This is a genomic window from Paenibacillus sp. VTT E-133291, assembly GCF_002264395.1.
Classification (GTDB): domain Bacteria; phylum Bacillota; class Bacilli; order Paenibacillales; family Paenibacillaceae; genus Paenibacillus_AQ; species Paenibacillus_AQ nitricinens.
The window spans coordinates 1-22,700 of sequence record NZ_NFVA01000097.1 but is presented as its reverse complement, the minus strand read 5'-3'; the positions used below and the strand labels follow the sequence as shown (position 1 = coordinate 22,700).

The window sequence follows — 22,700 nt, the reverse complement described above, 5'->3', positions numbered from 1 at the left end:
AACAGGAACAGCGGGAGCCACTGGAGCAACGGGCGCCACAGGTTCAGGTGCAATTATTCCGTATGCTTCTGGTCTGCCAGTAGCTATGACCACAGTTTTGGGAGGTCTTCTGAATACTTCAAGCGCAGTCGGCTTCGGCAGCAACGCAACAAACATTGCTATTACAGGGGGCACTATTGATCTTACAGGAGCAGCAGGGACCTTATTGAACTTTGCCTTCTCAGTTCCTCGTGCCGGAACGATTACGTCTATGGCAGCCTATTTCAGTACAACAGCTGCACTATCTTTATTGGGGTCCACAGTAACAATCACTGCTCAATTATATAGTTCTTCTACGCCTAACAATACCTTCACAGCAGTACCTGGAGCTTTAGTCACATTAAGTCCTGCATTTACAGGTGTACTTTCACTTGGCACGATTAGCAGTGGTACTACCACAGGCTTAAGTATTCCAGTTACGGTAGGAGAACGATTGCTTCTGGTCTTCACTTCAACGGTAACGGCCGGGCTTGACGTTGCGACAACCATTGCTGGCTATGCTAGCGGAGGCGTTACAATCGCTTAATCCGATGAATCTGAAATTGGGATATCCCAAAAGCCGTATGGCTACAGGATATCCCTTTATTTAGATCATCAGAATTTCACGAATGTCTTGTTCTGTAAGGGTAGATAACCCTTCCTGACCTGGCTGAATTACCTCATCGATCAAGTTCTTTTTCTTCTGTTGTAGCTCATACATTTTGTCTTCCACAGTACCTTGGGTGACGAGCCGGATCACTTGCACTACTTTTTTCTGCCCGATTCGATGTGCCCGATCGGCTGCTTGCTGCTCTACGGCAGGATTCCACCATAGATCGTATAGGATTACAGTGTCTGCCCCTGTTAAGTTGAGTCCGGTTCCACCAGCTTTTAAGGAGATCAGGAAAATATCTCGCTCTCCTTCATTAAACTGATTACATAAATCTACTCGCTGAGACACAGGCGTTTGGCCATCTAGGTAAAAATATGGAATCCCCTGATATCCGAGTTCACGTCCAATCAAACCGAGCATTTCTGTGAACTGGGAGAATACTAGCATTCGTTTACCCGAACTGCGGCATTCCTCTATGATTTCAAACAGCTGCTCGAACTTGGCAGAGCTTCCTTCATACCCATCCACAAATAGAGCTGGGTGACAACATAGCTGGCGCAGACGAGTGAGACCAGCAAGGATTTTAATGCGATTATTATTACCGAAACTATCCTGGGTCAAATGCTTAAGCGCCTCTTTTTTCAAACGTGCGAGATAAGCGACATATAACTTCTTCTGCTCAGGGAACAGCTCACAGGCTTGGAGTGATTCGATTTTCTCAGGCAATTCTTTTAATACATCACTCTTTAAGCGCCGCAGCAAAAAGGGACGTGCCCGTTTCGCGATAGTTTCCCTCGGCAAATCGTGAAAAGCCTTCTTACCTGGAAAGAGCCCAGGAAACACAGTGCCAAAGATAGACCAAAGATCTTCTAACGCATTCTCAACAGGAGTTCCAGTAAGTGCAAAACGATGCCGGGCCTGAAGAGCCATTACAGCTTGGGCGGTCTGAGTAGTATGGTTCTTTATGGTTTGCGCTTCATCGAGAATCAGGGTATGAAAAGATTTCTTAGCATACAACTGAACATCTCTTCGAAGCAGTGGGTAAGAGGTAATGATTACATCCGCCTTCGCTGCATTTTTTAAAATTCGACCGCGTTCCGTTAAGCTTCCATCTGCAATAACAGCCTTGATCTCAGGCGTGAACTTTTTAAGCTCATTATGCCAATTGTAGGTGAGAGAGGCAGGAGCGACAATAAGAGCGGGCAGACCACTCTGACGAATATCCGGAAGCTCGGAGAGCAGAAAAGCGATACTCTGCAGCGTTTTGCCAAGACCCATATCATCCGCTAAAATACCGCCAAAACGATAGTGGGCAAGCGTCTTCAGCCACTGGAATCCATACTGCTGATAATCCCGGAGCACAGGAGCTAGACTCTCTGGTATAGGGAAATCAAGATTCTCAGGATTGTGCATATTCGCAAGTAAACGTTTAAAGGATCTGCTCAGTTTGACGGAGTCACTTTGAGAATCGGAAGAGGTTAGATGTAACCCGCGAACGACGGGTAAAGAGAACTGCGCACCTTTAATCTCACCTTCTCGAATGCCCATCTCGTTCATAAAGGTGATGATTTCTTGGAGCTCCTCGCTCTCCAGCGGTAGCAGTGCCCCTTCAGGCAATCGGTAGTATTTACGTTTATCCTGAAGCGATTTTAAGACCATCACAATCTCAGATTCGGGAATACCACCCATGTCGAATTTAAAATCAAGCCAATCGGTTTTCTCATTCCAACTAATGCTTACCTTGGGTGGTGTGGTTCCCGTGAACAATCTTTCTTTGACAGCGGTGGTCGCATAGACCGTGAGTAGTGGCTCAAGCAACGGAATCGTGTGATACAAAAAATCGTACTCACCTTCCTCATCCGTCATAATATACCCGCCTTCGGTTTTGGCGAAGGATTCATGCTCCATCAGCTCTAAAATTCGGGCCTCTCCTTCACCGTCGCGTATAAGAATCAAGTCCGTACCGCGAACATGGGCTTTTTCATCCAAAGGATTGATGATAATATCACCATACTGAAACTCTAGCCCGGCGAGCAGCCGATCTCTCACACGGTCCAGATAGAGCCTCGCGATAAGCTTATGTTGCACAATCCGATCAGCGATAGAGTCGGCGATATGTACATTTCCCAGTTTTTTCAGACCAGGGAGAACCTTGTCCATAAAGGGCTCCATTTGTTCGGGGGCAATATCGATGCCGTCTCGACGAGAGGATTCCAACATTTTTTTCATCTCAGATAGACGCATGCATTCCTGAGCAGATAGCTTCAACAGCTTACCTTCAGACAGCACGAGTCTGTAGTCTTCCAGAACTGAGATCTGCTCAAGTCCTTGAATATCCAGATGGTATCCTTCGCCTTCGGCTTGTTCGAATGCAAAGCTAAGGGGTGGTGCTTCATTAGACATATGAATACCTTCGTACAACACCTCTTCTTGTTGCAGATATACCGATGAAACTTCTGAAAGAGCGGGCTGAAGCGTCTCCCAGAAAAAAGGAGGGATAGCCAGCAGACGATCTCCCCCCAGGTTGCCACCATATGGAGAATAGTTAGTGACGTTATCGCGATACATTTTTTCATTTAAGACAATTTCAATTAGCTTTTGAAGAACGATGTTATCGTCCTTCAGAAAGCTGTGAATGGCAGGGTCATAGACGAAATGCTTCGAGAATTCGAAGGTTTCTCCACGATGTACACGTTCCAGAAAACCTCTTATTCTATGAACGACATAGGGTCGTTTTGAGCCGATTTTCATTTCTATTCCCAGCATGGTAGTGCTATAGCTGTAAGTGAATGGCTTGCAGATGAACTCGACATTTAATGGAATTCTATTATCTACAAAAGCCCCAGTACCGCTCGGACGTGGCTTATGGTTACTGAACATGCCTAGCAGGTTGCTCACAAGATGCTGGTCTCTGGACCTTCCTCCCATGTCTCGCGTAGAATCCGTAGAAATACGTGGGGTTAAGACTCCAGTATCCTCAATAGCAGATGGGCTAGAAGTTCCAGTATAATCTGGCCGTTCTCCAGCAGCTTCAAGGGCATCGATGCTGATCAGTACGGCTGCGATATGTTTGCAGAAAGGCCCTCCATGCGAGTAAGCAGGACAAGTACACTCTGCCGTGACATCACCATCGATATCGATGACAACAGTGACTTCGTAGCCAATGCCCCCTTGAACAAGCGCTTCATAACGAGATCGGGGCAGATCTGGGATGGATTCATTACGTTCTTCAATATCTATTATATCAATGCTTCCAGATTGGTAATAAGCCAATCCTTTTTCAAAAACAGACTTGCCGCACAGCAGCTTAATTATCCGTTCTGTCACACTAAAGCCCATAACATAATTCCTTCCTCGTAACTTGTTCTTCGAAAAGTCCGATTATTATATAGTCTTTATGATAACAGAACGGGCGTGCGCATCAAATAGGGGCTGCTACTCCACTAATCCCGTGCATAATAAAACGGATCGTCAGGTTAATTTCTTCCTCGTCGTTCCAGTCCTTCTCCGGCTGCAGCAGCAGGCGATTAAGCACATATCCTACAACGGATGAAATAGTAAAGCGTAGAATAGCGGGTGTAGGTAATTCGATGACTTCACCTTTTGCTTTGAAGTGTTCAACGATTTCGATGACGCGCTCCAGCACCTTACTTAGAATATTTTCTGCGAACTGTTCTCTGAGCACCGGTTGGAAAGGGATTTCCTGTATCAGAATCTTTAGAATTTTAAAATTCCTGCGAATAAACTCCAGACGGTTGATAATAAACGCACGTAGGAATTCCTCGAAACTGTTATAGGGAACATCGAGTACCCCGTTAAAATTACGCAATACAAAGGGAGCGAGCATCCGACTCATGGTGGGGCCTATGATGGACAGCAGCAAATCTTTTTTGGTTTTGTAATATCGGAAAATCGTTCCCTCGGCCACGCCTGCCTTTTGAGCAATTTCACTAGTCGCAGCAGCAGCGTATCCTTTTTCGGAAAATACCTCAATCGCCGCATGCAGGATGGAAATCTGTTTCGGTGTCAGCTTTTCGTCTTCACGTAAGGCCAGCAGTTCTTCTATCCACTGTTCATCTATATTTTGTTCCGAAGAATCATTTTTCTTCATTATTGCCCTCCAAATTCGCTACATTTTGCGGTGCTTGCGCAGTGCCAATACATTCAGAAGCATGAATAATAATGAAAATCCGATCAGCACATACACATCCAGAGCGATGGCACTCCATCCTTTGCCGCGGATCATGATGTTCATAAGCGCTTCTGATCCATAATAAATTGGCGTTGCGTAGCCAACGCGCTGTAGCCACATCGGTAGGGTATCGAGTGGGAACAGTCCACTGAGGAAGACCTGTGGCACGATAATGAGCGGAATGAACTGAATCATCTGTAGCTCGTTAGCAGCAAAAGCAGACAATAGCGTACCCAGCGTCAGCGCTGTCATCGACAGCAGCATAGTGAGGAGCATGACATAACCAAAGCTGCCTATCATCATAATGCCAAGGATCTGAATGGAAAACCACGAGATCAACAGGGCTTGAAATACGGTGAAAATGCCGAAACCACATACATAGCCGAGTACAATCTCCCATCTTTTTAAGGGAGTAGAAAGTAGGCGTTCAAGGGTGCCTGTAGTCCGTTCTCGCAGGAAAGAAACGCCGGCAATCAGGAATACGAAAAAGAAAATAAATACACCAATCATAATCGGACCGAAGCGGTCAATGGTCTTCATATTCTCAGAACCGTATAGATAGCTAATCTGAGGTTGTAATTGCAGCTGTTTCTCTGTATCAGGAAGAAGCTTTTGTGATAACTGTTGAAGCGTCAGGATCACCGCTTTATTGGCGGTCGGATTGCTGCCTTCTAACAGCACTTGGGGGATGACTCCTGATTCCCCAGCCTTTCCGTCCAAAGTGATCAAAGCGTCAATCTTTCCTTCTACTAGAGCACTTTTCCCTAGCTCTTCGCTGGCATACTCTTTAATTGTAGCGTTTTCTTCTTTTAACACTGCGGAGATATTTAGTGGTATCCCGGATACCCCGATTTTAGGCTCATAGGCATCCCCGTTGAATACCAAGCTCATTAAACTTAGAACGATGAGCGGTGCAATGAACATTAAGGCCATCGTTCTTTTATCATGAATAAATTGTCGCAAAATCCGTAAGGTGATCGCTCGGATTCTCATGAACGGACACCTCCATAATATAGAAAGGCTTCCTCAATAGAAGCTGAGCCTGTGGCTTCAAGCAGTCCGGCGGGTGTGTCGGCGGCAAGCAGCTTGCCATCACGGATCATTCCAAGGCGATCACATTTCTCAGCTTCATCCATGACATGTGTAGTTAGTACAATCGTGGTACCTTTCCGATTAAGAGCTTTTAGTTCTTTCCAGATGGATAGTCGGAGTACAGGATCGATACCTACTGTCGGTTCATCAAGAAGAAGTAGCGGAGGCTCATGGAGCAGCGCAATCGCCAGGGATAGGCGGCGTTTCATTCCGCCGGAGTATTGATCTACTCTTTTGCGCAGATGCTCCTGAAGATCTACTAGTTCCATAACAGCTTTGATCCGTTTGCCGCGCTCTGCACCTTTTAGTCCATATAGCGCAGCGAAGAACTCCAGATTTTCTTTTGCGCTGAGTTCCGTATATAGGGCATCAGATTGAGCCATGTATCCAATTTGCTGCAGCATGGATAACTTAGGCATAGTGACACCAAGCACCTTTACCTCACCTGAGGTCACCTCATCGATACCTGTAAGCAGCTTTACTAGCGTTGTTTTCCCGGAGCCAGAGGGCCCCAGTATGCCGAAGGTTTCGGCACGCTCCACTTGAAGTGAAATATCTTCGAGCACCTGTTTGTCTCCAAAGGCTTTACTAACATGGCTCACTGAAATGACTGGAACTTCCAAACCCATATTCATCTCCTCGATTCTGAATAGTCTGGGATACAAAGTGGTGTTACTGAGTACTCTGCACAACACTACTGAGTGAGCGCTCACTCATTAGTGTGCTCCGGAATCCAATAAATGTAAAGTGCTAGATTTCCGCTACTTGAAATCAACTGACAATCAGGTATAAATCGCAAAGTAGCGGCATTTTTGCACAAGATGTGAATACCTGCTCACGAACCAACTTGATATGATGTTAACAAGGAATACAGCTGGGGATGTTCGACAACTCAATGATGCAAATGCCATTGCTTCCGAAATTGATTTGGCGTTGTGCCGAAATGGGTTTTGAACAATTTGCAAAAATGAGAGCAATTTGTGATACCTACTTCCTCGGCGATGTGTGCAACCGTGTATTTGCTTGAAGTCAGAAGATGAACGGCTTCCTGCATTCTTTTGACCGTTAAATAATCGGAAATACTACTTCCTGTACATTCCTTGAATAAGTGGGATAAATGATGGGGGGAAAGATGTAGATCCTTGCTCATTTGATCGAGCCGCAAAGGTTTCTTGTAATGCAACTGCAGCCATTCCATAATACGTTCTGCCTGATGTGGTTTACGAAGCAATTGTTCCATGGAGGCCGGCTTCTGCTGTGTATCCCAAAGCGGCTTTAAAGTACGCAGGAACGTGATGAGAAATAATGAGACCTCTTCCATGAAATCATTTTTAGTCAAACTTGGAAGCGCTTTATCCAGATCCTTCAGAAGAGCTATCAGCGATTGCAGATCCTCCTGTTCATACCATCGGGGTGAGGAAGAATGGCCGCTGTGAATATGATGGAAAAAGCTTTGTAGGACGGGCCACTTGTCAAAATAAGCTTTAAATAGGCTGGGTTCATAATGCACAATCGAACGCACGAACGGAACCGCCTTATTGATTTCAATTTGAATATGATGCAGTTGATACGGCTGGAAAATACAAATCATTCCTGGCTTTATTTCATAGCTATTTTGATCAATAATGAGCGTCCCTTTACCTTCATGAATAATAAGAATTTCAACACCCTGATGAGCATGGAATGTACCTTGATAGTCGTCTGTATTTGTACTTGTTCTTTTATATACAAAATAGAGCTGGAACGGTTGTAAGTCCTGCTGCTCATGGTACGTCACATTCGTGTTCCTCCTATTAGTAGGGATGCGGATAACCTATCGTTTACAAAAGTATAAGAGAACCATTGCACAGTCAGCAACATCTAGATTAGATTAAAAAGTCTTACTCACTAATGGAGGACAATGAATTATGGCAGAACAAAAGACGGAATTACAACACGCAGGGTATAAAGCTTGGCTCGAATATCCATATATTCAAACTAGTGCAGTAAGAGAGTGCTATGCTGCTTGGTGCAAAAACATTTTGATCTCCGAACGGGATCATCCAGTGATCAAAAGTGCTGTGCAAGAACTAATACGCGGCATACAAGGAATGCTCGATAAAGAAGTTACCATTGCTGAATCTCGGGATAAAGATATGCAGGGCTGTATTGTGATCGGTACGTTTGATAGTAATCATTCGTTGATTACGCATACCTTTAGCGAGGCTACAAGGACAGCCATTGGATCAGAAGGTTATGCCATTCGAACAAACACGGAGAAGGACTGTATTGCAATTGGTGCTTCCACACCCGTGGGATTATTGTACGGTGTATTTGCATTCCTACGCTTGCTTGGAACAGGTCAATCTATCGAAGCGTTGGATGTGATGGACAATCCTGTAAATCTTCTCCGCATGATGAATCAATGGGATAACATCGATGGAAGCATCGAACGTGGTTACGCAGGGAAGTCCATATTTTACTCAGACAACGAAATCACTAAGGACTTTGATCGATTGCAAGATTATGCGAGAATGCTCGCTTCGATAGGAATCAATGCGATTGCTATAAACAATGTCAATGTACATCGGTTTGAAACGATGTTTATTACGGAACGCTATCTTCCTGAGATCGCGCGGATTGCCGATATCTTCCGTAACTACGGGGTCAAGCTGTTTCTAAGTATTAACTATGCTAGCCCGATCGAAATCGGTGGGTTGAATACAGCTGATCCGTTAGATTCTGATGTACGCCAATGGTGGAAGGCAAAGGCGGTAGAAATTTATAAATTGATTCCAGATTTCGGCGGTTTCCTCGTAAAAGCTGATTCAGAGAATCGTCCAGGTCCATTCACTTATGATCGTGATCATGCAGAAGGTTCGAACATGCTGGCTGAATCTTTATTGCCCTTCGGGGGAATCGTCATCTGGCGCTGCTTCGTTTACAATTGCAAACAGGATTGGCGGGATCGCTCCACCGATCGTGCACGAGCGGCATATGATCACTTTAAACCGCTGGATGGCCAGTTTATGGAGAATGTTATTTTACAGGTGAAGAATGGTCCAATGGATTTCCAAGTACGTGAAGGTGTATCTCCGCTGTTCGGTGCCATGGAGCATACGAATATGATGATTGAGTTCCAAATTACGCAGGAATATACAGGCCAACAGCGTCATGTCTGTTACCTCGTCCCTCAATGGAAGGAAGTTCTTGATTTTAATACTTACGCAACAGATTCGGAGTCATCGGTGAAGCGGGTTGTTGATGGATCTATGTATGGTTATAAGTATAGCGGCTTCGCTGCTGTTTCAAATATTGGCAATGATCATAACTGGACGGGGCATTTATTAGCGCAGGCCAATCTGTATGGTTACGGTCGTCTCGCTTGGTATCCGGAATTAAGTGCAGAGCAAATCGCGAAGGAATGGATTATGCTCACATTCGGTGCAGAGGATGAGCAGTTAATAGATACGATTCGTGAGATCTTGTTAACCTCTTGGCCTATCTATGAATCTTATACTTCGCCGCTTGGCGTAGGCTGGATGGTCAATCCAGATCATCATTACGGTCCAAGTGTGGATGGATATGAGTACTCGAAATGGGGAACGTATCATTTTGCAGACTTACAAGGGATTGGCGTAGACCGGACAATAAAGACGGGTACGGGATATGTTGCTCAGTATCAAGGAGCGAATGTAGATATGTATGAATCGGTAGCTACTTGTCCAGATGAGCTATTACTGTTCTTTCATCATGTACCGTATACGCATACTCTTAAATCTGGTAAAACGGTCATCCAGCATATTTATGATACGCATTTTGATGGCGTGGACCGGGCAGCAGGGCTCAAAGAGAAGTGGCAATCCCTTGAGGGGAAAATGGACGACAGCAGGTACGGGCAGGTGGCAGACCGTCTGCATGAACAGGTACTACATGCCCGCGAGTGGAGAGATATCATCAATACGTATTTCTATCGAAAAAGCGGTATTCCAGACCAGCATCAACGCACAATATACTAAATATTAGCATTAGTAGGAGTGTGCCCAGCAGGGCCACTCCTTCTCTTGCTCCATCCCTTTGTTTCATAATTCTATGAGAAGAAAGGAAGATACACATTGAATCATAAAAGATTATTTAATGAGGGCTGGGAATTTGCTAAGAGCACTTTAAATGTGACGAATGCTGAGTCCTTGGATTTCCATCCCGTAGATCTCCCTCATGATTGGTTGATTTATAACACATTAGATTTGTATGAGAATAGTATTGGATGGTATCGTAAGTCTTTTATGAATGCGAAGAATGATAAGCAGTTACTGTTATGCTTTGATGGAGTTTATATGGACTCTGCGATCTATGTGAATAATCAATGGGTTGGAGAGTGGAAATACGGCTATTCTTCCTTTGAATATGAGATTACGGATAGTCTAATAGACGGGGAGAACGAAATTCTTGTGAAGGTCGTGCACCGGAGTCCGAATAGTAGATGGTATTCAGGAGCGGGTATCTATCGGAATGTATGGCTCAAGACAAGAGATTGTAATCATATTGTGACAGATGGAATTTACATTCATGCGGTACAAAAGAATGACGTTTGGCAAGTGGAGATCGACACCGATGTGAGCATTACAGGAGATATGCGGCTTTCCCAAACCATTCTGCATAAGGATCGAGTGATAAAGACCTGTGTTGAGAAGATCCCGGCAGCAGAGCTAACACAAGATGCCTCACGTATAAGTCAGGTACTGACTGTAGAGAATCCTTTATTATGGAGTCCCGATGCTCCCCATTTATATCAGCTAAAAACAGAATTGCAGCATAAGGCATCTGACCAGAATTCTGATGAAGTGTGGACAACAATAGAAGATGTAACACAGTGTTTAGGCTTTCGAACGATTGTATTAAATCCGCAAGAGGGGATGCTACTGAATGGGCAAAAGATCAAATTGAATGGTGTTTGTGAACATCATGATCTTGGCGCATTGGGTGCGGCGTTTCATACAGCGGCATTGCGAAGAAGACTTGAGATCTTAAAGGACATGGGCGTAAATGCGATACGTACCGCTCATAATATGCCTGCTGCAGAGCTTATGGATCTGGCGGACGAAATGGGGCTGCTTGTGGTTTCGGAAGCCTTTGATATGTGGGAGCGATCGAAGACCCCATATGATTACGCAAGATTTTTTAAGGACTGGGCGTTAAAAGATGTGAGAAGCTGGGTCATGCGAGATCGTAATCATCCAAGCTTGCTCATGTGGTGTATTGGCAATGAAATTTATGATACGCATGCTAACAAGCGAGGGCAAGAATTGACGAGCATGTTGATGGAAGCCGTGCTTCAATATGATCCGAGAGGCAACGGGAAAGTGACCCTTGGATCGAACTATATGCCTTGGGAGAATGCTCAGAAATGTGCGGACATCGTAAAGGTGGCAGGCTACAATTATGCGGAAAAATATTATCATCAGCATCACGCGGAACATCCTGACTGGATTATCTATGGTAGTGAGACCGCTTCTATTGTACAGAGCAGGGGAATATACCATTTCCCATTCGAGCAATCCATCCTGGCTGACGACGACGAGCAGTGCTCTGCGCTAGGTAATAGCTCTACAAGCTGGGGAGCAAAGTCAGCAGAAGCCTGTATTATTGCAGAGCGCGATGCAGCCTTCTCATTGGGACAATTCATATGGACTGGCTTTGACTATATTGGTGAACCAACACCGTATCATACGAAGAATTCGTATTTCGGGCAGATGGATACAGCGACCTTTAAAAAGGATTCCTATTACATCTATCAATCGGCTTGGACAAATTACAAGGAACATCCCATGGTGCATATTTTTCCCTATTGGGATTTCAATCCCGGTCAAATGATCGATGTTCGAGTCTGCTCGAATGCTCCCAAGATAGAATTGCAGTTCAATGGTAAGAGTGTTGGGACCTATGAAATCGATCATGTGCATGGAACGCAGTTAGCGGGCTGGTGGAAGCTTCCTTATGAACCAGGCGAGCTCAAGGCAATCGCTTATGATGAGGCTGGCCAAATCATTGCAGTTGACATCAGGAAATCTTTCGGTGATGCGAGTCGAATCTGCTTAAAGGCTGATAAGGGTACACTCCTTGCGAACGGCACAGATTTAATCTTCATTGAAATTACGATGGAGGATGAGCGCGGTAACGCCGTTGAGAATGCAAACAATCGCGTTCAGGTTCAGGTGAGCGGAGCAGGCCGTTTGATCGGTTTAGACAATGGAGATAGCACGGACTATGATCCATACAAAGGAACGGGTAGACGTTTGTTCAGCGGTAAGCTTATGGCGATTGTTGCTGCGGAATTAGAAGCAGGTACGATAACGGTTGAGGTTACCTCGAAAGATTTAGCAGGTAGTAAGCTACAGCTTCAATCGCTTCCTGTGGAAGATAGTAGAATAGGCATTTCAGCTAACACTAGAAACCTAGAGATGCCATGTGTAACGGGAAATGTAGAAGAAATTCCTTTGCGAAAAATAGAAATTATAAGTCATTCTGGACAACAGTTTAATGAAAATAGAAGAGAAATGATTGTACACGCAAACCTTTACCCTGTAGAAACTTCCTATTCTGAAGTGGAGTGGAGGATTGTAAATGATGCTGGGATTGAGTCCAATCTAGCTAGGATCGTATCGTTTGGAAATGAAGCCAAGATCACGGCATTAGGAGATGGGAGTTTCCGCGTTCGCTGTATGAGTAAGAACGGTACAGAAAAGACAAAGCTGATTTCACAGTTGGAATTTACAGCTACTGGTCTTGGGACGGCTTACAAGGATCCGTATGGATTTATATCTGGCGGTCTATATGATGAGGTTAAGGGCGAAGTCGGAAATGGAAATGAACGAGGCGTAGCTACGAGTCGAGATGGTGAGACCCAGGTTGCTTATCGCGAGATCGACTTTGGACCTTATGGATCGGATTTGATAACGATTCCCCTATTCGCATTGTCTAGCGAAGCCTATGAGCTCCAGATTTGGGAAGGCATGCCGGACGAAGAGAACAGTGAGCTTTTGGCAGATGTTATCTATCAGAAGGAGTCGCAATGGAATGTATATCAGGAGGCAACCTATCTATTATCCAAGAGACTCACTGGCATCAGCTCTGTTTGTTTCGTATTGCAGAAGAAAGTGCACATAAAAGGCTTTTCATTTGTGAAAAAGAACCGAGCGTTCGAGCAGCATAGGGCTGTAGATGGTGATCGTATTTATGGTGATACGTTCACCATCGCGGAGCAGGGTGTTGAAGGGATTGGGAATAACGTATCTCTCGTGTTCGAGCAGATGGATTTTATGACAGAAGGTACTTCTAAGCTGGTCATTTGTGGGAGATCCCCGATCGATAAGAACACCATTCATCTTCGCTTCGAAAAGGGTGAAGAGTCTAATAATCAACTGATCGAATTTACAGAGTCAGATGGATATGTAGAGCGAGTATTTGAGCTGGAGAAAGTGACAGGGGAACAGAAGGTAACCTTTATCTTCTTGCCTGGAAGTCAGTTCGATTTCGGTTGGTTTCGTTTTGAGTGATCGGTTGCTTCAACTACTACGATAAATGAGAAAAAAGACCGTCTCCAAAGCCATGAAGGTGGCTGCGTGGGGCGGTCAGTTTATTTTAAGTAAGTTTTTAAGTAAGTGATTACGCTTTAATATAATCCGCAAAATTCTCCAGTAAGTATAAGGAGTTCATATCCTCACGCAAATGATGCTGGACTAGCTCATCTACTTTGTCTGGTTCATGGTTTGTCATACAATCCAGGATCATGTGATGCTCGCTCAAATTTTTCTCCAGCTTTTCTTGCTTTAGGGTATGCAGGCGTCGATATCTTTCATAATGCACATGGGAGAACTTAATTTGCTCCCACAAAAATTCATGTCCTGCTAATGTGAATAACGTCTTATGATAGGCATCATCCAAAGCAAAAAAGTGCTCAATGGCATGTTCTTGATGTATGGCATTTCTTTGTTCTTCTAAGATTTGCTTAAGCTCGAGGATACCTTTTAGAGTAAGACTACCGGATAGACCTTTGATAATATCCTTTTCTAGAACACTTCTTAAATAGATCATCTGCTCGACAGATTCCAAATCAATGTACGAAACAAGATTCCCTTTCTTTGGATACACATCAATATAGGACTCTAGGGATAGCTGTTTTAGCACATCACGTAAAGGTGTCCTGGATATCTGGAACCGCTCAGACAACACGGTCTCACTTAGAATGGTTCCAGGCTTTAGGGTTAGATTACGAATTTCGTGCTTCAACAAGTTCAAAATTTCATTTTTGGTGGACATGAGGTAACGTCTCCATTGCCATTGATTTTGGAATTCGGATATCTGAAACGGGATCCTGATATTAGAAAGTGATTTAATTATATATTCTTTTTATCTTGTATACAAGTTTTCAATAAGTGAATTAATATCATTGACAAAAGCTATTGCTTAAATCTAATATTTGAATATATTATCTTGTATACAAGATCACGACGTTTGAAATTAGAGGAGGGTTTATCTAGATGAACATGACATGGAGATGGTATGGAGAAGGCAATGACAACATTACGCTTGATCATATCCGGCAAATTCCGGGGGTAATGGGTATTGTCTGGTCACTACATCATAAGGTAGCGGGCGAAGTGTGGGAAATGGATGACATTCAAAAGGTTGCGGATCAAATTACGAGCAAAGGGTTTAGCACTGCCGTAGTAGAGAGTGTGAACGTCCATGATGATATCAAGATTGGACTCCCGACGCGTGATAAATATATCGATATTTACATAGACACCATACGGAAGCTAGCCAAGGTCGGTACTAAAGTGATCTGTTACAATTTCATGCCGATCTTTGACTGGACTCGGACGGAGCTGTACAAGGAATTGCCGGATGGCTCGAATGCACTTTTTTATGAAAATGCAGCCATTAATGAGAACCCGCGCGACATGGTGAATCGTATTCTCGAGGGGGCCGGCGAATTTACAATGCCTGGCTGGGAGCCGGAGCGTCTTGCGAAGCTCGATGAGCTATTCGCCGCTTATACAGATGTAACGGAAGAGAAGCTGTTCGAGAACTTGGTCTATTTTCTGAAGCGCATTATTCCTGTCTGTGAAGAAGTCGACATCAAAATGGCTATTCATCCCGATGATCCTGCTTGGCCGATCTTTGGCTTGCCCCGCATTGTCCGCAGCCGTGATACGATCCGCCGTTTACTTGACGCAGTAGATAGTCCGTATAATGGATTAACCTTCTGCACTGGGTCGCTCGGTACGAATCCGAAGAACGATCTGCCAGCTATGATTCGGGAATTTTGTAATCGTATTCATTTTGCCCATATTCGAAATGTTAAGGTTTTTGAGAACGGTGATTTTATTGAGGTGTCTCATCGTGGACGGGATGGCAGTGTGGATGTGGCAGAGGTTGTTAAAGCGTATCATGAGAATGGATATACGGGGTATGTGCGTCCAGATCATGGTCGTCATTTGTGGGGGGAAGAGAAGACTTGCCGCCCGGGATACGGGCTGTACGATAGAGCAATGGGGATCATGTATTTACTTGGTGTGTGGGATAGTCTCAACAATACGACGGGGGTGAAGTGAATGCTGCTTCTGACAAGAGAGAGTATTGAATCATGTGCAGAGGCGTGGAAGGACGCTAACGTGGAGCTTCCTCACTTTGATTATGAGCAGGTGGCGGAGAATACGCGCGTTAGGCCGGAATGGATTCATTTTGGGGCGGGAAATATTTTTCGGGGATTTGTTGCGAATGCTCACCAGAAGCTGTTGGAGCTTGGAAAAGCAGATACAGGTATTATCGCCGCTACCTCCTCTGACTACGAGCTGATTGACAAGATTTATAAGCCTCATGATCATTTGACACTTCTCGTACTAATGAATGCTAGTGGCGAGTTTACGAAAAAGGTCATTAGCAGCATTACCGAAGCTATTATGGCAAACAAGAATCGAGCGCAGGATTACAGTCGTTTAGTTGAAATTTTTGAAAATCCGAGTCTGCAGATGGCCAGTTTCACCATTACAGAGAAAGGTTATACCTTGACCGGTGCTGATGGAATGTACCTGAATATCGTGAAGCATGATATGGAGCAAGGGCCGGAGCAGCCTTCCCACAGCATGAGTGTGATCGCTTCTCTAGCGTACCGTCGATATCTAAAAGGCCAGTATCCGATGACTTTTGTCAGTATGGATAACTGTTCGTACAATGGGGATATGCTGAAAAATAGCGTGATTACAATCGCCAAGGCATGGGCTTCGAAAGGGCTTGTGGAGGAAGGTTTTGTTGCGTACCTCGAAGACGAGAGTCGCATAACATTCCCCTTGTCGATGATCGATAAAATCACACCACGTCCATCCGAGGAAGTACGTAAGGCTTTACAGGAGCAAGGGATTGGCGGCATGGATATACTTATTACCTCGAGAAACGCTCATACCGCACCTTTTGTTAATGCAGAAGTTAGCGAATATCTGGTCATTGAGGATAAGTTTACGAATGGGCGACCTTTATTAGAAGAAGCCGGCATTATATTCACAGATCGTGAGACCGTGAACAGGGTAGAAACGATGAAAGTTACCACCTGTCTAAACCCCTTGCATACTGCATTAGCGGTCACTGGCTGTCTACTAGGCTATACACAGATTTCGGATGAGATGCAGGATCAGACCCTACGTACATTAGTCGAGCGGATTGGGTATAAGGAAGGATTGCCTGTAGTTGTAGATCCTATCATTCTACGTCCACAGCAGTTCTTGGATGAAGTACTGCAAGAGCGCTTGGCGAATCCATTTATTCCGGACACCCCGCAGCGAATTGCGACAGATACGTCGCAGAAGGTAGGCATTCGTTATGGGGAAACGATCAAATCCTATGTACAACGCGAAGATCTTCATCCAGCTGAATTGACGGCGATTCCACTAGCAATTGCTGCCTGGTGCCGCTATTTGATCGGAGTGGATGACCAAGGGAACGCTTTTGAGCTGAGTCCTGATCCGTTAATGGAGTTACTTCAAGCGCATCTGCAAGGAGTGACTTTGGGAGATTCGACCTCTAATGTGCATAGGATTCTAGAAAATGAGAAGATTTTTGGTGTACCTTTATATGAAATCGGTCTGGGTAGCAAGATTGAAAGTTACTTCTATGAGATGCTGAAAGGCCCAGGAGATGTTAGGAGAACGTTGGAACAACATTTAAATGAAGAATTAGTGTAGATCACATTTACAAAAATCCTCATGGAGTAAAAGCTACTGCACACGGCAGAGTTTTCCCCCATGAGGCTTTTTCGTGTCTAGTCCATTTGGTTTATCTGAATTTAGCAGTCTAGTACGCTAATATACCTACTTTTTCAAAAAAATAATTATAGTTAATATTTCCATTACATTCCTCTGCAACAGAGTTGACAATTGTAGACGAAAATGACATTAGCAGTTACCTATACGAAAAGGGTGAATCTAATTGAAAAACAGTAAATGGATTAGCGCAACGTTGGCTTCAGCACTTCTTGCAACAGTAAGCGTTGGGAGTGTATCTGCAGCTAGCATCGGCAGTAATGTAAAATCTGTAGCTACCAATCAAACCGCTGCAAAAACAGCAGTTAAAGAAGGTACAGCTACTTGGAATGTAAATGGTACGCCGATTGTGTTTAACACCATTAATAGCAGTGGTTACAAGCTGTACTCGCTGAATCAGGTAACTGGTGAAATTGGAGCTAAGTTAGTACTTGGAGCTGGCGGGTTTGAACTTAATGACAGCAAGGGATTACATAATGTGAAGCTCAAAACAGGCTCGAAGAGCTATCAAGTAGATGGTAATTCCGAGACGTTCACAGTTGCTCCAGTATTTTATAACGGTAAAACCTATGTAGAGCTTTCTAAGTTAGTTTATGCATTAGGTGGAGAACTGGATGCTGATGCTAGCACGATTCTAAGCTTTGCCCGTCCTGAAGGATTGTTTGATACTTTGCACTGGACAGCAGCTGGAAGTCTGATTGCGAACAAAAGTGATGCTGAATCTGCTCAACTTATCAAGTTCAGCACTGAGCCAGGTAACTACGAAATATTTTCATCGAATGACAGTGCAGTGGATTTTGCAGTGTCGCCGGATGGGCAATGGGGAGCTTTCAATGATGAGACGGGTTTGTTGAATCTGATTAACCTGTCTAGCGGAGCTACTAAGCTGCTTGGTACGGACAATAGTGTAAAAACGGATCTGGTTTGGTCAAATGATGGTAAAAATATTTACTTCGTCCAAGGTGACAAGCAAGAGAAAATCGCAAAAATCTCAGTAGACACTGGTGAAGTTAAATCCGTATTGGCGGACAAAGTAGAAAATAAATCCGAACTGCGCATTTCCGCTGACGAAAAGAGCGCCGTTTATATCGTTAACCTGACGGGTGTTGCTAAAAACGATGCAGACAGCACAGAAGATTCCCTTACTGTCGACTTCAGCTCTGCTGGAGAGCAGCTTTACAAGCTTGACCTGGCTACGAAAGATGCTAAACCCGCTGCACTGACAACTACACCGGATAACAAACTGTACCCTGAAATTTCTGCAGATGGTAGCGTCGTTTACCTGAGTGCAGATGCTGAGGGTAATGCAGCTAACACATTGAAGGTTGTAAAAGCAGACGGAACAAGCAGCAACATTGCACTTGATGTTGAAGTAACTTGGTCTACTGGCGTTAAGAACGGCTTGGTTGTAGCAGGTTTAGCGGCAGATGGAAGCACAGTAGTCTATTCCATTGATAACAATGGAGCTAAGACTGAACTGTTCCGCTCCACTGAAGATGTATCTGAAGTAGCTGTTTCGAAGGATGGAAGCAAGCTTGCTATCGTAAGTGACGGCGGTGTATGGGTGGTTCAAGGCGGTAAAGCATTGCAACTGTCGAAATAATAAATTTCCTAATTATATTTAACGGCGTAGAGCCGAGAGGAGAAATAATACAAATGAAGATTTTCAAAAAGCTAACAGTAACGGCTCTAACGGCTGTAATTGCGGTAACGGCATCTTTCGCAGGGGTTGCAGCAGCAGCCGATTCACTTAAAGGTAAAATCACAGTTAACGGTTCGACCGCACTTCTTCCATTGACGCTTCAAGCGGCAAAAGAATTCCAGAAGCTGCACCCTAAAGTAAAAATCGCAGCCTCCGGTAAAGGTTCAGTAACTGGACCTCAAGCTGTTAAAAAAGGCATCGCTGATATCGGCGCTTGCGACTGGGATGCTAGCATGGACGTACCAGGCTTCAAAGCTTTTGACGGACAGGTAGCAAACAAAGTAGCTGTTATTCCTTTTGCTACAATCGTGAACAAAAATGTTGGCGTAGATAACCTTACAACTGAACAACTTAAAGGAATTTATGCAGGTAAAATCACGAACTGGAAAGAAGTAGGCGGTGCAGATGCTGACATCGTGGTTATCACTCGTTCTTTCGGTTCCGGTACACGCGTTAACTATCAAGCTAAAGCTTTGGATGGCGGAGATATCGTTAAAAAAGCTAAAAACTATAAAGAAACAGGTTCATCCGGTGACATGAAGACTGCCGTTGGAACAACTCCTAACTCCATCGGTTATATCGACCTTGTATATGTAAGTGGCGACGTAAAAGCTGTTAAACACAACGGTGTAGCTGCTACTACAGACAACGTAATCAATGGATCTTATAAGATCTGGGCTTATGGTTACTACATGACTAAAGGCCAACCTACTGGCGCAACAAAAGAATTTATCGAATACGTACAAAGCAAGAAGTTCCAACAAGGTTCCCTGAAAAAGCTTAAATTTATTCCGATCGCAGCAATGAAGGGCTAATATCATCTGAAGATCATATTGAACGGTAACAGCGGCCAGCTCCGATCTTGATACGGGGGTGGCCGCTTACAGGAGGGAAAGTATGGGGGCACCAGTCCACGGCTTGGCAACTAGGGGAAAAGAGAGCGTAACGCAGGTTAGCGCTAACTCCAAACGTCACGGTAGACATTTGTTTAGTAACAAATTGTTTAAGTTTTATTTTTTATTCAGCATTCTTGCGCTTTGCTTTGTGCTTGGACTTGTAATTCTATTTATCGGCAAAACGGCTATGCTTCTGTTCGGCCATCTCTCGCCTGCGGACTTTTTCTTTTCCTTTAACTGGACGCCGGAAGAGGATTCTTTTGGAGCGGCTGCCTTCATTGTAAATACACTTTCACTAACTGCATTAACGCTGCTGATCGCAGTTCCTATCTCGGTAGGGATGGCAGTACTTTGTGCAGAGATTGCCCCAAAATGGATGAAGACTTTTATTCGTCCAGTGCTGGATTTATTGGTAGGTATTCCTTCAATTGTTTACGGATATATAGGCTTAACGGTATTACTTCCTTTCTTACGCAGAATTAGCGGGGAGAGCTTAGGCGATGGCTTGTTAGCCGCTGCACTTGTGCTCGCCTTAATGGTACTGCCAACCATTTGCCGAATCAGTGATGATGCCATTGTCTCTGTGCCGCGCAAATATCGGGATGCAGCATATGCTCTTGGATCTACCCGTTTACAGGTCATCATGCGTGTAATCCTGCCTGCGGCCAGCCGGGGGATTATCTCTGCGGTTATTCTAGGTATGACTCGTGCTGTAGGTGAGACGATGGCTGTAGTTATGGTTATCGGGAATACACCGCAATTGGCGAAGACGTTATTCACGCCAGCATCGGTGCTGACTAGTAACATCGTTATGCAAATCTCCAATGTAGAGTTTGACTCTACCTGGAACTATGCATTACATATGATGGCATTTCTTTTGCTAGTAATATCATTTGTATTAATTCTGATCATCCGCGTGCTGGGTAGAAAAAGGAGGGATGCAGCGTGAACGGATTCGCAAGTACAAAGCATACAGCGCGTGCTCAAAGAAACAATAAAATTGCGACCATAGGGTTTTATACCCTTGGGGCTTTAGTCATGTTGCTGATCTTCTGGCTGCTCTTCACGATTCTTAGTAAAGGTTTACCGGCACTTCGGCCCGATTTCCTGATTAAACAGCCTGAAGAGATTGACGCAGGTGGTGGGATTGGCCCGGTATTGTTTAACTCCTTTTACATTTTGTTCATCTCGCTGATTATTTCCGTTCCCATTGGTTTGGGTGCGGGAATCTATATGGCTGAGTATGCCCCAGATAATAAATTTACAGGGGCACTACGTATTTGCGTAGAATCTCTGTCATCGGTTCCATCGATTGTGTTCGGTATGCTTGGACTTGCAATTTTTGCAGAATATTTCGATGTCGGTCTGACGATTCTTGGCGGAGGCGTCAGCTTGGCGCTGCTGAATCTACCTATGCTTGCGCGAGTGACAGAGGAAGCGGTACGTGCTGTACCTGGGGACATCCGCGAGGCTGGTTATGCGCTTGGGATGACTAAATTCCACGTGATCCGCACGGTAGTTCTACCCGTTGCAATGTCTGCCATTGTTACTGGGATTTGTCTCGTTGCTGGACGCGCCTTCGGGGAGTCTGCGGTTATTATCCTTACCGCTGGTCTCAGTACCTCGGGTGAAATGTGGGATTTCAATCTGTTCTCCCCGGGTGAGACGCTGGCCGTACACCTTTGGTATGTACAATCCGAGGCGATTGTAGAAGATGCGCGTCAAATTGCTGATAAGTCGGCAGCGGTACTTGTATTTGTAGTTCTGTTTATCAATTTTGCATTTCGATTTCCGCTGTGGCTTAGCAATCGCCGCAAATAATGAACTGGGGTCTACGGGGGAAACCTGTAGGCTTTTATTTCGAAAAGCTGCTCTAAGGGAATGTTAGCGTTCGCTTAGAACAGCTTTTTGAGATTTTATCTGGGAGCTTTTTAATGGAGAGAAAACTAGCTACGTTAATTTTGGATATGCAGATCTTCTGTGATTGAATGATTACGCTCAGCATAGTGAAATTGGCGAGTTGCTCATGAATTGTAAATGGAAACTTGCGGAGTGTTGGTGGATTCGGTGGTGTTAATGGGGACATGCGAATGCTGGCTGATTCGGGGATTGCTTGATTACTTATGGATTGTTTGTTGAGTATTCGCATAGAGGGAATATCTCCCTATAATTCGACGCTCTATGGTCTCTAATGCTTATATAGGGAAATCCTCCCTATAATATCTATGTTTTGATCATAAATAGGGATTTTGAGTATTATTAAGGGTAGAAATTCCTATAAAGCTTGATTTTTAGCGATTCTAGGCAATTTTATAGGGAGGATTTCCCTATAGTTACAGTCTAGCTAGGATAATATAATCCTTTTCGATCTGGTCCTAGGAGAGTTTTACACTAGAAAGTACCTGAACGTTCCCAGCCTACACGCACTTCAAGTAACTCCGAGAAACGTCAACTGTATCCGCACCAGAACAATTGCCGAAGTTACTCTATAAACCTAGTGCCCTGAACGTACCCATCCTATACGCACCGCAATTAACTCCGAGAAGCATCAACTGTATCCGCACTAGCCTAGCCACCTAGCACAAACTGTTCAACGAACCTAACTGTCTGGTTTTTATTAAATCTCGTCTGAAGAACGATGATTTCAGCTCCTGTTTTTCTAGCACTCGTGTCGAATGTCTTTCTCCCTGAACGCAGAAACAGCCTCCCCGAAGGAAGGTTGTTAACGGGTCCAGAGCGGGATACAGCCCCAAAGGGCTGACTGCGAAGCGTATGCTTTCGATGCCTATACTCCGACGAACCTCCGTGCTTCGCATCCCCTGAACGCAAAAACAGCCTCCCCGAAGGAAGGCTGTTACTCTGACGTCCCGGAAGGGATTCGAACCCCTGA

At 44.5% G+C, this 22,700-nt stretch carries 16 protein-coding genes; 9 read left to right on the top strand and 7 right to left on the bottom strand.

Translation table 11 applies throughout. The features are described from left to right. Positions 1-565: exosporium glycoprotein BclB-related protein (locus CA598_RS26650; protein WP_306440486.1), on the top strand; the 565-nt coding region annotated here is incomplete at its 5' end. Positions 566-625: 60 nt separating this feature from the next. On the opposite strand, the gene CA598_RS26645 is transcribed toward CA598_RS26650, so the two are convergent. From CA598_RS26645 to CA598_RS26625, 5 genes are all read right to left on the bottom strand, one after another. Next, a complete protein-coding gene (locus CA598_RS26645; protein ID WP_094878466.1) occupies positions 626-3,970 on the bottom strand; it encodes a DEAD/DEAH box helicase in 3,345 nt (1,114 codons plus the stop codon). Between the two features lie 82 nt (positions 3,971-4,052). Next, entirely contained in the window at positions 4,053-4,742 is a 690-nt protein-coding gene (locus CA598_RS26640; protein ID WP_094878465.1) for a TetR/AcrR family transcriptional regulator, read from the bottom strand. Between the two features lie 18 nt (positions 4,743-4,760). After that, positions 4,761-5,816 carry an ABC transporter permease gene (locus tag CA598_RS26635; RefSeq protein WP_094878464.1) on the bottom strand — a complete coding sequence of 352 codons (1,056 nt, stop codon included), beginning with the start codon at positions 5,814-5,816 and terminating at the stop codon, positions 4,761-4,763. Continuing rightward, the gene (locus CA598_RS26630; RefSeq protein WP_373455849.1) at positions 5,813-6,544 is read right to left on the bottom strand and encodes an ABC transporter ATP-binding protein; all 732 of its coding nucleotides are present in this window, start codon (positions 6,542-6,544) and stop codon (positions 5,813-5,815) included. Before CA598_RS26630 ends, CA598_RS26635 begins: the two co-directional genes overlap by 4 nt. Before the next feature lie 263 nt (positions 6,545-6,807). Further along, on the bottom strand, positions 6,808-7,692 hold the full coding sequence (locus tag CA598_RS26625) for an AraC family transcriptional regulator (RefSeq protein ID WP_094878462.1): 885 nt from the start codon (positions 7,690-7,692) through the stop codon (positions 6,808-6,810). A gap of 130 nt (positions 7,693-7,822) precedes the next feature. Here CA598_RS26625 and CA598_RS26620 point away from each other — a divergent pair, with 130 nt between their 5' ends. Then, positions 7,823-9,913, top strand: a complete 2,091-nt coding sequence (locus CA598_RS26620; protein WP_094878461.1) for an alpha-glucuronidase family glycosyl hydrolase — start codon at positions 7,823-7,825, stop codon at positions 9,911-9,913. 96 nt (positions 9,914-10,009) lie between these two features. Beyond that, positions 10,010-13,450, top strand: a complete 3,441-nt coding sequence (locus CA598_RS26615) for a glycoside hydrolase family 2 TIM barrel-domain containing protein (protein WP_094878460.1) — start codon at positions 10,010-10,012, stop codon at positions 13,448-13,450. A gap of 109 nt (positions 13,451-13,559) precedes the next feature. On the opposite strand, the gene CA598_RS26610 is transcribed toward CA598_RS26615, so the two are convergent. Then, positions 13,560-14,213, bottom strand: coding sequence for a GntR family transcriptional regulator (locus CA598_RS26610; protein WP_094878459.1), 654 nt, complete (start codon positions 14,211-14,213; stop codon positions 13,560-13,562). Positions 14,214-14,434: 221 nt separating this feature from the next. Between CA598_RS26610 and uxuA the strand changes: the two genes are divergently transcribed. The 6 genes from uxuA (at position 14,435) to pstA (ending at position 21,631) form a co-directional block, all read left to right on the top strand. Next, a complete protein-coding gene (gene uxuA / locus CA598_RS26605; protein ID WP_094878458.1) occupies positions 14,435-15,511 on the top strand; it encodes a mannonate dehydratase in 1,077 nt (358 codons plus the stop codon). After that, entirely contained in the window at positions 15,512-17,134 is a 1,623-nt protein-coding gene (locus CA598_RS26600) for a mannitol dehydrogenase family protein (RefSeq protein ID WP_094878457.1), read from the top strand. It begins immediately after the preceding gene. Between the two features lie 244 nt (positions 17,135-17,378). Continuing rightward, on the top strand, positions 17,379-18,815 hold the full coding sequence (locus CA598_RS26595; RefSeq protein WP_094878456.1) for a stalk domain-containing protein: 1,437 nt from the start codon (positions 17,379-17,381) through the stop codon (positions 18,813-18,815). A 53-nt stretch (positions 18,816-18,868) separates the two neighbouring features. After that, a complete protein-coding gene (locus CA598_RS26590; protein WP_094874312.1) occupies positions 18,869-19,729 on the top strand; it encodes a phosphate ABC transporter substrate-binding protein in 861 nt (286 codons plus the stop codon). An 82-nt stretch (positions 19,730-19,811) separates the two neighbouring features. Continuing rightward, on the top strand, positions 19,812-20,759 hold the full coding sequence (gene pstC, locus CA598_RS26585) for a phosphate ABC transporter permease subunit PstC (protein ID WP_094874313.1): 948 nt from the start codon (positions 19,812-19,814) through the stop codon (positions 20,757-20,759). Continuing rightward, a complete protein-coding gene (gene pstA / locus CA598_RS26580) occupies positions 20,756-21,631 on the top strand; it encodes a phosphate ABC transporter permease PstA (protein ID WP_094874314.1) in 876 nt (291 codons plus the stop codon). The genes pstC and pstA overlap by 4 nt, the downstream gene beginning before the upstream one ends. A gap of 747 nt (positions 21,632-22,378) precedes the next feature. Here pstA and CA598_RS26575 read toward each other — a convergent pair. Next, on the bottom strand, positions 22,379-22,700 hold a 322-nt coding region (locus CA598_RS26575; RefSeq protein ID WP_218832627.1), incomplete at its 5' end, for a hypothetical protein.